The 13,353-nt window shown below is 61.9% G+C and carries 11 protein-coding genes; 8 read left to right on the top strand and 3 right to left on the bottom strand.

Features of this window, described 5'->3' with window-relative positions; genetic code table 11:
- Positions 1-165: 165 nt before the first annotated feature.
- Positions 166-1,095, bottom strand: a complete 930-nt coding sequence (locus ACP5E6_RS12610) for a GGDEF domain-containing protein (protein ID WP_427954591.1) — start codon at positions 1,093-1,095, stop codon at positions 166-168.
- Positions 1,096-1,269: 174 nt separating this feature from the next.
- Here ACP5E6_RS12610 and dapD point away from each other — a divergent pair, with 174 nt between their 5' ends.
- Genes dapD through ACP5E6_RS12595 form a run of 3 tightly spaced genes read left to right on the top strand, consistent with a single transcriptional unit; the run spans position 1,270 to position 3,832 of the window.
- A complete protein-coding gene (gene dapD / locus ACP5E6_RS12605) occupies positions 1,270-2,109 on the top strand; it encodes a 2,3,4,5-tetrahydropyridine-2,6-dicarboxylate N-succinyltransferase (protein WP_427954590.1) in 840 nt (279 codons plus the stop codon).
- Complete coding sequence (gene dapE, locus ACP5E6_RS12600) at positions 2,106-3,227, top strand: succinyl-diaminopimelate desuccinylase (RefSeq protein WP_427954589.1); 1,122 nt, start codon at positions 2,106-2,108, stop codon at positions 3,225-3,227. Before dapD ends, dapE begins: the two co-directional genes overlap by 4 nt.
- Positions 3,224-3,832, top strand: coding sequence for a hypothetical protein (locus tag ACP5E6_RS12595; protein WP_427954588.1), 609 nt, complete (start codon positions 3,224-3,226; stop codon positions 3,830-3,832). Before dapE ends, ACP5E6_RS12595 begins: the two co-directional genes overlap by 4 nt.
- Here the strand turns inward: ACP5E6_RS12595 and rsmI are convergent.
- Entirely contained in the window at positions 3,807-4,706 is a 900-nt protein-coding gene (rsmI, locus tag ACP5E6_RS12590) for a 16S rRNA (cytidine(1402)-2'-O)-methyltransferase (protein WP_427954587.1), read from the bottom strand. The two genes, ACP5E6_RS12595 and rsmI, sit on opposite strands and share 26 nt — an antisense overlap.
- On the opposite strand from rsmI, the gene ACP5E6_RS12585 reads away from it, so the two are divergent.
- The 5 genes from ACP5E6_RS12585 (at position 4,691) to ACP5E6_RS12565 (ending at position 11,108) form a co-directional block, all read left to right on the top strand.
- Positions 4,691-6,001, top strand: a complete 1,311-nt coding sequence (locus ACP5E6_RS12585) for a penicillin-binding protein activator (protein ID WP_427954586.1) — start codon at positions 4,691-4,693, stop codon at positions 5,999-6,001. The genes rsmI and ACP5E6_RS12585 overlap by 16 nt on opposite strands.
- Before the next feature lie 13 nt (positions 6,002-6,014).
- A complete protein-coding gene (locus ACP5E6_RS12580; protein WP_427954585.1) occupies positions 6,015-7,415 on the top strand; it encodes a sensor histidine kinase in 1,401 nt (466 codons plus the stop codon).
- A gap of 973 nt (positions 7,416-8,388) precedes the next feature.
- Positions 8,389-9,408 carry a ketol-acid reductoisomerase gene (ilvC, locus tag ACP5E6_RS12575; protein ID WP_427954584.1) on the top strand — a complete coding sequence of 340 codons (1,020 nt, stop codon included), beginning with the start codon at positions 8,389-8,391 and terminating at the stop codon, positions 9,406-9,408.
- 147 nt (positions 9,409-9,555) lie between these two features.
- Positions 9,556-10,488 (top strand): cysteine synthase A, encoded by a 933-nt coding sequence (gene cysK, locus ACP5E6_RS12570; protein ID WP_427954583.1) that lies wholly within the window; start codon positions 9,556-9,558, stop codon positions 10,486-10,488.
- Positions 10,485-11,108 carry a DedA family protein gene (locus ACP5E6_RS12565; protein WP_427954582.1) on the top strand — a complete coding sequence of 208 codons (624 nt, stop codon included), beginning with the start codon at positions 10,485-10,487 and terminating at the stop codon, positions 11,106-11,108. Before cysK ends, ACP5E6_RS12565 begins: the two co-directional genes overlap by 4 nt.
- A gap of 28 nt (positions 11,109-11,136) precedes the next feature.
- Here the strand turns inward: ACP5E6_RS12565 and ACP5E6_RS12560 are convergent, their stop codons facing one another.
- Entirely contained in the window at positions 11,137-13,182 is a 2,046-nt protein-coding gene (locus ACP5E6_RS12560; protein WP_427954581.1) for a DUF2075 domain-containing protein, read from the bottom strand.
- Positions 13,183-13,353 lie beyond the last annotated feature (171 nt).

Below are 13,353 nucleotides of genomic sequence, written 5' to 3'. Positions count from 1 at the left end.
AAACTCCTCAGCCAACTCCTCGATGTCAGGCCCGCCACTCCCTGATCGCGCCCGATTAGAGCGTTATGCTTTCAGCTTAACGCTCTAGCTCTATATTTTTTCGAGCGATTTCATGCGATTATGTTGCCGCTGCCGCGTCAACTTAATCGCATATCGCTCTAGCAATCATTCACCCGGCTGCCAGATCCTAACCGCCGGACGGGCCTGGGTCGCCGCCTTCAACCGCGCCTGCTCAAGTCCTGCACGTGCGCGCGACAACAGCGTGGCTGGATCGTCACCGGAACGTGGCCAGCGTGAAGCAATCCCGATCGCGGCGTGCCGTCCCGAACCGTTCAGTAGCGAGTCCAGCCGGGTAACGATCCGATCACCACGCTCCGCCGCAATCAGATGGTCCACGCCGTCGCACCAAGCCGCCAACCGGGTGGGTCCGACTCGTCCAATCAGATCGACGGGGCGCAACATTTCCTGCAAACAGCCTACCGATCCGCGCACCACGACCGCCGACGCCTCAGGAGCAGCAGACCCATCTGATCGTACCCAGCCGAATGCAAACATGGTCCCGATCCGATCTTCAATATCGAGCCGATCGAATCGGCGCTCAACTTGCTCGACGAAACTCGGCAACGACCACAACCCGGTCTCAGGATCGAGCGCACTCGGCCGCACTTCGCAGGCATCCGGTGTCAGCCGATCGGCAAACGGCGTGAATTTCGTCGCAATGTCGCGCAGAAGCTGCTCGTCCTCCGCGTTAAACCGCCGGTCCCCGCAACTCCGCCACGCGATCAGAAATATCTGCGCCGCCTTCGCCACCGCCGGTTCCGTGCGGGGAACGGCAATCGTAAGAATTTCAGCGCCGCTGGTATCGGTTAAACCGATCCCCGCCGGATAGTCGGCGAGAACAATCTCCGGTTTGGATACCCCACCTGCCGGTCGATAAGCCAGGACAACGCCAGCATCGGTGAGTTCTGCCGCAACCAGCGCGCAGGCCGCCGACATCGCCGTTGCAGCGTCGGGCAGACCGATCAGACTATCGAGCAACCGAGCCAACGCATCAGTACGGCCTTGCGCCATGCCGGAACCCAACACCCGGGGCATACCCGCGTCCACATGTTTGATCTGCTGTTCCATCATGATCTAGTTTTGACAGCTTGGGATGAACAATCGGTTAATCCCGACCAAGCGTATCGCCTCATCGAGAGAGCCACCGCCGTTGACAGCCCCACCGCTCCTGCCCATGGTCCTACAACGTTTGAGTCGGAATCAATCACCATGGATCTAGCCTCGCTTCAATCAACAATCACCTCACTATGGCAGCGGCGGGATGGGCTCGTTGCCGGCCAGCCGCCCGCCGAACATGTCGCCGTCATGCAAACCCTCGATCTGCTCGACGCCGGTGTTCTGCGCGTCGCCGAGCCCGGACCCCACGGCTGGATTGTTCATCAATGGCTCAAACAGGCCATCCTACTGTCGTTCCGATTGATGCCGAATACGCTGATGCCCGGACCCGGCGGTGCTACAATCTACGATAAAGTTGCAATGAAGTTTACCAACTGGAATGCAGCCGCGTTCGCCGACGCCGGCATCCGTGTCGTGCCCGGTGCCATCGTCCGCCATTCCGCCCATATCGCGAGCGGCGCGGTTCTGATGCCCTGCTTTATTAACGTCGGCGCCCGCGTCGGCGAGGGTACCATGATCGATACTTGGTCAACCGTTGGCTCCTGCGCGCAGGTCGGTCGTAACTGTCATATCAGCGGCGGTGTCGGCATCGGCGGAGTGCTTGAACCGCTCCAGGCCAATCCGGTGATTATCGAGGATGATTGTTTCATCGGCGCCCGTTCTGAAGTCGCCGAGGGCGTCATTGTCGAACGGGGAGCCGTACTGTCGATGGGTGTTTTCCTCGGCGCCTCGACGCGCATCATCGATCGCGCCACCGGCGAGGTTATCTATGGCCGCGTCCCCGCCTATGCTGTGGTGGTTCCCGGCAGCATCCCGGGCAACCCCCTGCCCGATGGTTCAGTCGGCCCGTCGCTGGCCTGCGCCGTCATCGTCAAACGGGTCGATGCCCAGACCCGCGCCAAAACCGCGATTAACGAGTTGCTGCGCGCGTGATCCTGACCGACCCGCTGCCTCTCGCCCAAGCCTTGATCACCTGTCCTTCGATCACGCCGCGCGATGCTGGCGCACAATCCCTGATCGCCAACACCCTCATCCAGCTTGGCTTCACCATTAAACGCTTGCATAACAACGGTGTGCACAACCTGATCGCGCAGGTTGGTGCCGGCTCGCCCCATTTCGCCTTCGCCGGCCATACCGATGTGGTCCCTCCCGGCACCGGCTGGCATCACGATCCCTTCGCGGGCGTCGTCGCCGATGGTCTGCTGCATGGCCGCGGTGCTGTTGACATGAAAGGCGCGATCGCCGCCTTCATCGCCGCCCTCGCCGCGCGCACCGCCGCCCTTGCGACTTCTGGCAGCATATCGCTCCTGATCACCGGCGATGAAGAGGGCGATGCCACCGATGGCACCATCCGAATCCTTGATCACCTGACCGCGACCGCGAACATGCCTGATTTCTGCCTGGTCGGTGAACCGACCTGTCGTGCCACCCTGGGTGATACCATGAAAATCGGTCGCCGCGGTTCTGTTTCGGCCCGTATCGTCGTGCGCGGACGACAGGGTCACGTCGCCTACCCCCACTTGGCCGACAATCCGCTACACCGCCTTATCCCGGCGCTTGAGGTCCTTCGCACCACCCAACTCGACGATGGCAACGACTGGTTCGAACCATCGAGCTTGCAGATCACCAGCGTCGACGTCGGCAATCACGCTGGAAATGTCATCCCGTCCGAAGCCCGCGCCGCGCTCAATATCCGATTCAATAGCCACCACACCGGCGCCGCGCTCGGCAAATGGATCACCGAAACGATGCATCGCTTCGCCCCTGATCTCGACTGCGCGATCACCATCGGGGGTGAAGCCTTCCTCACCCAGCCCGGTGCATTTACCGCCACACTCGCAGGAGCCATTACCCGTTCCACGGGCGTCACCCCGAAGCTCGATACTGGCGGTGGCACCTCCGATGCGCGGTTTATCGCAGCATATTGTCCGGTCGCGGAATTCGGTCTGGTCGGTCGGACCATGCACGGGATCAATGAGGCCGTGCCGGTCGACGAACTGCGTGCGCTTGCGAGAACCTATGGTGCCGTTCTTGATGCGGTGTTCGCGTGATCGACAATCGCAAACGCATCAGAATGCCCGAAGGTAATATCGTACGCGGGCTATTTCGTCTTGCCCGAGGCGATGCCGGGGGCGTCAGCGAATTCGGCAATACAACACGGGCATTCTCTGCCTCAATCGCCCCCTTACTTGCGTTTCCAATCGTCGGTGCCGCCCTGTTCGGCATCGCCGGTCACTGGATGCTGGCGGGTCTGATGCTGGCATCACGCATTTGTGGCGTCCTGTTGCAACCGGTCATCACCGAATTCGGTGCTCGCCGCGCTAATAGCAGCGCCACTTGGTTGATGACCAGCACGGCACTCAACTGGTCGGTCTGGCTAGTGTTTCCCCTGATCCTGATCGGCATATTGATTACCAACGGCCTGATCACCCTCGGCCTTTCCGAACCGACCGCAGTTGGTGTCTCGTTCGCGTCAATCCTGCTATATATGTTTTGGATTCAATGGTTTATCCTGCGTACCGGATTGCGATTGAGCGTGCTCGGCGCTCTCACGCTGCTAATCGCGATGAACGTCGCCATCGCGGTCGTCTATATCGCACCCTACGTACTGCACCCAGAATTGATCACTCTCACGCTTCATCCTGACGCAAAATAAGAGCGCGCGCATAAACCTGCTTACGTGGCAAATCCAGCTGACGTGCCACCGCCGCCGTGGCATCCTTGACGCTCATGGTCTCGAGTGCGGCGAGCAATGCCTCGTCAAGTTCAACAACGCTCGACACATGGTCTGGTGCCGGCCCGATCACCAGCGTCATCTCGCCGCGCGGCAACACTCCCCGATAATGGACCGCGAGGGCGAGCAACCCATCACGGCGAATCTCCTCGAACCGCTTGGTCAGTTCCCGACCGACTGCGGCCGGTCGATCACCTAGTACGGATGCGCAATCATCGAGGGTTGCGACCAGACGATGCGGCGCCTCATAAAATATCAGCGTTGCATGCAAACCCGCCCGCTCGGCACTGGCAATGCGCTCCAGCACCGTTCGGCGCGCCGCCGATCGTGGTGGCAGAAATCCAATGAACAGAAAAGGATGTGGTGGCAAACCGGACAATGCCAGCGCCATCACCGCTGCATTCGGTCCCGGCACAGCACTCACCGTCAGCCCTGCTGCAATCGCCGCCCGCACCAGGCGAAACCCCGGGTCCGCGATCAGCGGCGCCCCCGCATCACTGACCAGCGCAAACCGCTTCCCGCCGCGCATGGCGGCGATCAAAGGTTCGATCCGCTCCGCCTCATTATGGTCATGCAGTGCTTGTAGCCTCGTGCCGATGCCGTTCATCGACAGCAATACAGCTGTCACGCGCGTATCTTCGCATAATATGATATCGGCATCGCGCAATGCAGCCACTGCCCGCGGCGCCAGGTCACCCAGGTTGCCGATCGGAGTGGAAACCAGCACAAGAGCGGGCCGTTGATCCGCAAGGGGTGCGGTCGATTGAACAGGAGTTTCAGATGTCACACCGCCCATTAACGCCTCTGAGGCTCGTCCTGGCAACAGCCACTGCAACAACTCTGCTGCTATCAGGCTGCTCCGAGCCGGCACCCAACCAGCCCGAAATCGCGCCTTCCGCGGCAATCGCGCCACCACCCGCCTCTTCGCAAAACACTGGCCGCACATCGGGCGCCGTCGCCCTGCTGGTGCCGCTGTCCGGTCAGTTCGCCGCAATCGGTCAATCAATCGAACAATCGGTCAAACTCGCTTTCACCGCGCCTGGAGCGCCCGCGCTTGATGTACGCGACACCGGCGGCACACCCGCAGGTGCCGCCGCCGCCGCCCAGGCCGCCATCGCCGCCGGCGATGGCCTGATCCTCGGTCCTCTCACCAAAAACGAGACCGCAGCGATCACCCCGATCGCGCATCGGGCAAATGTCAATGTTTTGGCTTTCACCAATGATGAAGCCGTAGCAAGCCCCGGTGTCTGGACACTTGGCATCTCACCGGGCCAGCAGATTCGGCGCGTTGTCGCCTACGCCGCTGATCACGGACGCACCCGAACCGCCGCGATCCTACCCGAAGACGTCTATGGTCACCTGATGGGCGACGCCCTGCAAGCCCAGACCCAGAAACTGGGCGAACCTTCGCCGCAGATCGCCTATTTTGGCCAGTCCTTCACCAGTCTGACCCAGGCCGTCCGCGGCATTTCAGATTTCGACAGTCGTGGAGCCGCCATCGAAGCCCAGATTCGCCACCTGCGCGACCAGGATAATGAGGCCGGCCGCATCGCCGCCGCCAAACTCGAACGCGAACCGATCCCGCCTCCGCCGTTTGATGCCCTGCTCGTCGGAGCCACCGGCGAACAGCTCGCTGAAATCGGCACTCTGCTGCCCTATTACGAAGTCTCCCCGCCCCAAATTCAGCTGCTGGGCCCGTCGCTCTGGTCACATGACGCAGAGGCGATGGCCAGTCATGACAGTCTGCGCGGCGCGCTCTACGCCGCCCCCGATCCCGCCATGGGTCTCGCGTTCGAACAAAAATTCCAGTCCAGCTACGGCAGCCCGCCACCCTCCGGCATCGACAAAATCGGTTTCGACGCAGGGGCAATCGCGGTGCTCGCCGCGCGCCAGGGCGGCTACACCGATCAGATTCTGACCAACCCCACCGGCTTCGCCGGCACCGACGGCGTGTTCCGCCTCGACGCCGATGGTCATGTCCAACGTGGTCTTGCCGTGTTCAGGGTCGAACCCGGTGGCCCGCAAATCGTCTCGCCCGCCCCCACCGAACTACCGCCGCCCGCGCCTGCCATAGCTCCTCCCACCAGTTGACACGCTGCACCGGATGAATCGCCCGATCGCGACGATCGCCGCCTGGCTGGGCTTTCCGCCATTCCTGGCCCTGCTCGCGCTCGTCGCAACCGGCAACATGCAATTGTGGGAATTCGGCCTCTGTCTCACACTCGGCACGATCTGGGCATTAATCGTCGGCGCCATCCTCGCGCGCGATCTGCGCCGCTTCAGCGCCAGCATCGCCAGTGCAGCCCCATCTAATATCAACCTGGTCACCCCCGGTCTCTCCCAATTGGCGCAGACGACGATCCAAACAATCGAGGCAGAGCGCCGCTCGCGCCAGAGCCTCGCCTCAAGTGCCAGCGCGAGTCAGTCCCTGCTCGATCGCTTGCCCGATGCGCTGTTTCAGTTCGAGGGACCGGGCAGCGCGCGCCGCATCGTCTGGCGCAACCCCGAAGCCGCCAACACCTATGGCTCGGAGGAATCGGCGCTGATCCGCCATCCTGCGCTTCGTGCCGCCCTCGCCGCCGCCGAAACCACCGATGAACCGATCCGCACCACGCTCAGCCTCGCCGCTCCGGTACCGCGCGACCTCGATGCGACGGTCATCCGCACGGACACCGGACAACCCACCGCACCGCTCTACCTGCTCCTCACCGACCGTACCCGCGAACGCGGTCTCGAGCGGATGCGCGCCGATTTTGTCGCCAACGCCAGCCATGAACTGCGCACGCCGCTGACCAGCCTGATCGGCTTTATAGAAACGCTGCAAGGCCCCGCCCTCGGCGATGCCGAAGCCCTCCCCCGGTTTCTGAAAATCATGGGCGAACAGGCAGATCGCATGCAGCGTATCATCGCCGATCTGCTCAGCCTGTCGCGCATCGAAATGACCGAACATCAACCACCCGCGGATCAGGTCGAACTCGACCCGTTACTGCGCCAGATCGCCGCCTTCATGGAGCCGATCCTGCGCGAAGGCCGCACCCGCCTGACACTGGACATCCCGTCGAACCTCCCTGCGGTTCGCGGCGACGCCGGTCAACTCACCCAGGTCTTTGGCAACCTGATCGACAACGCGATCAAATACGGTGCCATCAAGCACCCCAAGGGCGGCGTTGCGATTTCTCTCGCCGTGGTTGCCACCCCGATCAGCAACCACCCGCTTCCCGGCATACTAATCAGCGTGTCCGACGATGGGCCAGGCATCGCGCGCGAGCATCTGCCGCGACTGACCGAACGCTTCTACCGGGCGGACAAAGGCCGTTCTCGCGCGGTCGGCGGCACCGGACTCGGCCTCGCCATCGTCAAGCACGTCATCTCACGCCATCGTGGCCGGCTGATGATCGAGAGTGTCGAAGGTGAAGGCACCACCTGTCGCGTCTGGCTGCCGCTGACGACGGAAGCCCCTCGCGCGCCGACCGACCGCAGCCGGTCGGGCAGAAACGACGCGTGAGTGATACGTGACGCGAAGTGCCGCTGAAGGATCCGCATTTCAACGAGGGCAAGCTTCCTCACGAAAAGCCATCGGGAAACGGTCCAAGGCCTCCGATGCGTTTATGTAAACAGGGGCTTTGAACTTCGGCAGAAATAACCATATCACTTTGATGGGTTCTGAGCCCGATAGTGTATCCACGCACGCGGCGCTCGCGATCTGGAGTGTTGATACAGGCATGACGTCGCAGCGTCGTTAATGTCATCCCTATCGCGATTGCACTAAAGGCTGGATTTCGCAGCGTCTCGCAAATGCTGATCGGGCTATTGTTAGTGCGCCGGTAAGTTGGGCGATTTCATTCCGTCCAGACTCGCCCTGGCATTGGAGATGGGTCATGTTTCATCCACGTCTCACGATCATCACAGCTTTATCAGCCGCGCTCAGCCTTGGCGCGATCCCAGTGGGCTGGGCAAAGCCCGGGCCTGTGCCGCCCGCATCACAGGTGAGCGCCGACGGTCACGTCTACGCCCACCAGAAGCAGGTCCCTCGCAGCTTCATTCAGAACCACGCTTGGTGGTATGCGGGGCCACTCACCTCGATCAGTCACATGAGTTCGTATCCTCCGCAGTATTATCCGTCGTCATCGGCCAACGGTGGTCCGAACGGCGTTCTGGGGCTACCACCGTTATTCACCGGACCGGGACCGGTCTATGCCGGACCGCCTCCCATGGTATCGATCGGAATTACCTTTCCGTGAGAACTGCTGCGGGTTGAATGGCGACTCATTTTCGGGTCGGCGAACATCCGGTGGAGTTACACAGCCGCCAGGGAGTGGTGACGCGCGACGCCAAGGCTACGGTGGCGTCGCGCAACAATATTCCGCATCCTGCCTCGCGCATGGCTCGGTGTTACGCCAGCAAGGTTGCCAATCGCCGCGTTTTCCCTCATGCGATCCCGCTGAAGCTAGTCACCAAACGCCCGAGGGAGTTCAATCATGCGTGTCTATTACGATAGCGATGCCGACGTGAACCTGATCAAATCCAAAAAAGTCGCCATCGTCGGCTACGGCAGCCAGGGTCACGCCCATGCGCTCAACCTCAAGGACTCCGGCCTCAAGCACCTCGCCGTCGCGCTGCGCACCGGTTCTACCGCCATCGCCAAGGCAGAAGCCGCCGGCCTGAAAGTCATGTCGCCCGACGAAGCCGCCGCCTGGGCTGACGTCGTCATGATTTTGACCCCCGATGAGGGCCAGGGCGACCTCTACCGCGATAGCCTGGCCAAAAACCTCAAGCCAGGTGCCGCCATTGCCTTTGCTCATGGTTTGAACATCCATTTCAACCTGATCGAGCCTCGTGCCGACATCGATGTCTTCATGATCGCGCCCAAAGGCCCCGGCCATACCGTCCGCTCGGAATATCTGCGCGGCGGTGGCGTTCCCTGCCTGGTCGCCGTGGCACAGGATCCGTCCGGCAATGCGCTCGACATCGCGCTCTCCTACGCCTCCGCCATCGGTGGTGGCCGCGCCGGCATCATCGAAACCAGCTTCCGTGAGGAATGCGAGACCGATCTGTTCGGTGAACAGGCTGTGCTCTGTGGCGGTCTCGTCGAACTGATCAAAGCCGGTTTCGAAACCCTGACCGAAGCGGGCTACGCTCCGGAAATGGCCTATTTTGAATGTCTGCACGAGGTCAAACTCATCGTCGACCTGATCTATGAAGGCGGCATCGCCACCATGAACTACTCGATCAGTAACACCGCCGAATACGGCGAATACGTCACCGGTCCCCGCATGGTCACTGCCGAAACCAAGGCCGAAATGAAGCGCGTGCTCGACGATATCCAGAAAGGCCGCTTCACCCGCGACTGGATGCTGGAAAACCGCGTCAACCAAACCAATTTCAAGGCCATGCGTCGGGCCAACGCCGCCCACCCGATCGAACAGGTTGGCGAAAAGCTGCGCGCGATGATGCCGTGGATCAAGCAAGGGGCACTGGTCGATAAGGCGAGGAATTGAGCAATCGTTTCTTTTTTCGAAAAGAAGCCAAAACCCTCGACAATCTGATACGCGGCACCGGAACGGCGGTACCTGAATAAAAGTTTTCTGGTCCTTTCTTACAAAAATGGACCACCTTCGACGGGCCAAACCAGGGAGAGCCGACGCATGAGAATCGCCAACAACGCCACCGAACTCGTCGGCAACACCCCACTGGTGCGCATCAACCGCCTCGCCGCCGGCCTGCCGGGCAGCATCGTCGCCAAGCTCGAATTCTTCAACCCCGCCAATTCGGTGAAGGACCGCATCGGTGTAGCCATGATCGAGGCCGCCGAACGCGAGGGTCTGATCGATCAACGCAGCATCATCGTCGAGCCCACCTCCGGCAACACCGGCATTGCTCTCGCCATGGTCTGTGCTGCCCGGGGCTATCAATGCATCATCGTGATGCCCGATTCCGTCAGCCGCGAGCGCCGCGCCGTTCTGCGCGGCTATGGCGCCGAGCTGATCCTGACACCGGGTGCCGAGGGCATCTCCGGCTCGATCAGAAAAGCCGAGGCCATCGTTGCCTCCGGCCCGCATTATTTCATGCCCCAGCAATTCACCAACCCCGCCAACCCCGCCATCCACAAGCGCACCACCGCCGAGGAGATCTGGCGCGATACCGATGGCACGGCCGATATTTTGATTGCGGGCGTCGGCACCGGTGGCACCATCACCGGTATCGGCGAGATTCTCAAATCCCGCCGACCCAGCTTTCGCTGCGTCGCCGTCGAACCTGACGCCTCACCGGTCCTATCCGGCGGCAGCGCTGGCCCGCACGGCATCCAGGGCCTCGGCGCCGGTTTCGTGCCCGACATTCTCGATACCAAAATCTATGACGAAATCATCCGCGTCACCAACGATGACGCCATCACCACCGCTCGTCGCGCCGCCCGCGAGGAAGGGCTGATGGTCGGCATTTCCTCCGGTGCGGCACTCTGGGCCGCGATCAACGTTGCCCGGCGCCCTGACAGCGAGGGCAAACTCATCGTCGCCATTCTCGCCTCCTATGGTGAGCGTTACCTCTCGACACCCCTATTCGCCGGCCTCACCGATTGATCACCATCCTCGCCCATTTCATCATCACCATCATCTCGACCCTGGGTTACGCCGGCATCGCCGGCCTGATGGCCCTTGAGTCGGCCTGCATCCCGCTCCCGTCCGAAATCATCCTTACCTTCGCCGGATACCTGGTCTCGACCGGACGGTTCGACCTCTGGCTGGTCGCTATCACCGGCGCGCTCGGGTGCAACATCGGCTCAACCCTCGCCTACGCCGTCGGCTATGCGGGCGGGCGACCATTGGTAACCAGATTCGGCCGCTACATCCTGCTCGACCATGCCGAACTCGTCCGGGTCGAAACCTTCTTCGCTCGCTACGGTAGCCTGACGGTGCTGATTAGCCGAATGCTCCCCGTTATCCGCACCTATATCGCCCTGCCCGCCGGCATCGCGCGGATGAATTTCTGGAAGTTCCAGATCTATACTTTCGTCGGCTCGCTACCCTGGTGCCTCGCCCTGGCCTATGCCGGGTTACGCCTCGGCCGGACCTGGGAAACCAACCCGCAACTCCACGCGGTGATGCACGGCTTCACCCTCGCCACCATCGCCGCCCTAGCGCTTCTCTTCGCCTGGTACGTCACCCGCCTCTGGCACCGCCGATCCCGGCGAACCGCCTGAGGACCAATCTCAGACGAGCAACGCGGGCTCAAACGAGCAATGCAGGCTCTCCCACCATGACCGCGTCAGTACCAGGCAGTGTCAGCTGCGTTGCCCCCGCATCGATCAGAAAATCCGCGATCCGATCGAAAAGCGCAGGCTCCCGCGTCATATCGCCACCGTCGCCCTCTGGCACAAAGATGATGGTTTCATAGCGCGCACGCGACAGTAACACGCGATAGGTATTGATCTGCCAACGGACCGCATCGACGCGGCGGATCTCCTGCCATTTCGTGCCGCGGAACTTCCGCGCCCGCCATCCGGCACCATCGGGCGAACCGACCAGGTCGCCGCCCCAGCACAAACCGACATAATCGAGTTCCAGCCCCTGGCAGGCATATTGCGTCGCCGGCAGTTCCAACGCGTCCGACGCTCGTACGTCGGGCCACGAATTAAGAAACCAGTTGGCGACGGCATCCTGGTCCATATGCGGGAAATCGGCCGAGAGTCCCTCTGCGCGCAGGCGCTTGGCGTCAGCGCTGCACACCAGCCCGGCCCGGCGATGGCCTCGGGCCAAGCGACGCAACGCCACCCGCATCGCGTCCAAGGAACGCGTTACCTGAAATGGCACCCCTCCCGCTCGTTGCGCGATGGCGACGGCCCGCGCTGCGTCATGTCGGAGCACGGCATCAATCCAATCTGCCGCGGCATCCGATCGGATCTGACGGACACTGACATCAAGATGCAAAGCAGCATTGATCGTCATCTGCTCCGGCACGTTCGCGGCAAGGCACCGCGCCGGTTCGGCACCACCGATGATCCCGGCCGGTCCGAAAATTCGCCATGCCGGTCGCGCCGCCAGCGCGTCACCCCATGACGCGAGTCCCGCTTCGCCGGTGTTGATTTCCTGGCCATATCCAACCAGCGCCACGACCACCGCCCAGTCGGCATGACGATGCATGATATCGAGAAACAGTGCCGCCTCGCTATCGGGTAGATCGAATTTACGCCGCCCGAAATCGGCATCCCAGGCGCGCTGAGCTTCGTCGAACACGATCACGTGCTCATGCGGCGGGCTTGCGCGGTTCTGGCTGTCCCGCAAAAACCCGAGCAGCGGCTGGATCGCTGAGTCCAATTTATGCGCGGCATCACGGATCGTCCTGCCCTGATCCTTGGCATCCCGCGCCAGCGCCGCCCGGAGCACATGCACCAACGGCAGATTACCAGTGAGGAATGCCGCCCCATGCGCCGCCGTGAACACGGCATTCAACCCGCAAAGTGTCTTCCCCGCACCGGGTATCCCCGTGACGAACACAATGACATGCCGCCCCGCCCGCGCCGCCGCGGCAATCGCGGTTCGGATCGCTTCGGTCGTGCGGGTCAGATTCGTCACATCGGCCCTGGCCGCGGCAATATCGGCAACGCCGTGCTTGCGATACAGCATAGTGGCGGCCTCGACGATGTTCGGCACCGGACGATAAGGCGCGTGCTCCCACACCTGCGGGTCGATCACAACGGATGGCGCTGGCATCTGACGCGCGATCGTCTGTGCAAGGGCACCGAGACCCGTCGCACCAACGTCGATTACCGGCGCAATCGCATGCCAGAACAACGGCAGCGCGCCAGCGGTGGGCAACGCGCGTCCAGCCACCAGTATCGGCACGATCGGGTGCGATCGGCTAGCTGCGTGGAAATCGAAGAGATCGAGCGCGTAATCCTCGATCTGCTCGCGATCGGCATTGGTGAATCCGCTCGCCTCGGTCTTGAACTCGAGCACAAAAATGGCGCGATCAGACAGAACCACGGCATCGATCCGCCGCCCCAGGCGGAGTAGCGGATATTCCAGCAACACGAACCAATCGGGACAATCCCGCATCGCCACAGACAGCATTGTGACCTGATCGCGCCACGCACGAATCTGCGTTTCGTGGTTAACCATATGCGTCTCCACCAGACGCCGTGCCAGATGATTGACGATTGTCACCGGATCGGCTGCACAAAGTGCCGCAGCGCTGCCCGACCACCACGCTGTCACTTCTCCATCCTGCGCATACCCCGCCTCCGCATCGCAACGTCCTACCACAGTGTCGTCCATGATAACATCCGCAAGCGCCGATCCCCGCGAATATACACCGCCATCCGCGTTCCCATCATAGCTGCCTCTCCTTATATCCGCTTTTCTTCATATGAAAAAAATCGGATATAGCCGTGATGGACCAGCAAGTCGCCGTTTTCGCCGCCCTGTCCGATCCGCTCCGGTTGCGCA

It is taken from the genome of Acidiphilium sp. (assembly GCF_049977125.1).
Classification (GTDB): Bacteria; Pseudomonadota; Alphaproteobacteria; order Acetobacterales; family Acetobacteraceae; genus Acidiphilium.
This window is presented reverse-complemented; position numbering and strand designations above follow the sequence as displayed.

What these genes read in the sequence shown, in the direction of transcription:
- ACP5E6_RS12610 (WP_427954591.1), bottom strand. Translation starts at nt 1,095, where the DNA reads ATGCCCCGGGTGTTGGGTTCCGGCATGGCGCAAGGCCGTACTGATGCG.
- ACP5E6_RS12585 (WP_427954586.1), top strand. Translation starts at nt 4,691, where the DNA reads ATGTCACACCGCCCATTAACGCCTCTGAGGCTCGTCCTGGCAACAGCC.
- ACP5E6_RS12560 (WP_427954581.1), bottom strand. Translation starts at nt 13,182, where the DNA reads ATGGACGACACTGTGGTAGGACGTTGCGATGCGGAGGCGGGGTATGCG.
- ACP5E6_RS12580 (WP_427954585.1), top strand. Translation starts at nt 6,015, where the DNA reads ATGAATCGCCCGATCGCGACGATCGCCGCCTGGCTGGGCTTTCCGCCA.
- ilvC (WP_427954584.1), top strand. Translation starts at nt 8,389, where the DNA reads ATGCGTGTCTATTACGATAGCGATGCCGACGTGAACCTGATCAAATCC.
- rsmI (WP_427954587.1), bottom strand. Translation starts at nt 4,706, where the DNA reads ATGGGCGGTGTGACATCTGAAACTCCTGTTCAATCGACCGCACCCCTT.
- cysK (WP_427954583.1), top strand. Translation starts at nt 9,556, where the DNA reads ATGAGAATCGCCAACAACGCCACCGAACTCGTCGGCAACACCCCACTG.
- dapD (WP_427954590.1), top strand. Translation starts at nt 1,270, where the DNA reads ATGGATCTAGCCTCGCTTCAATCAACAATCACCTCACTATGGCAGCGG.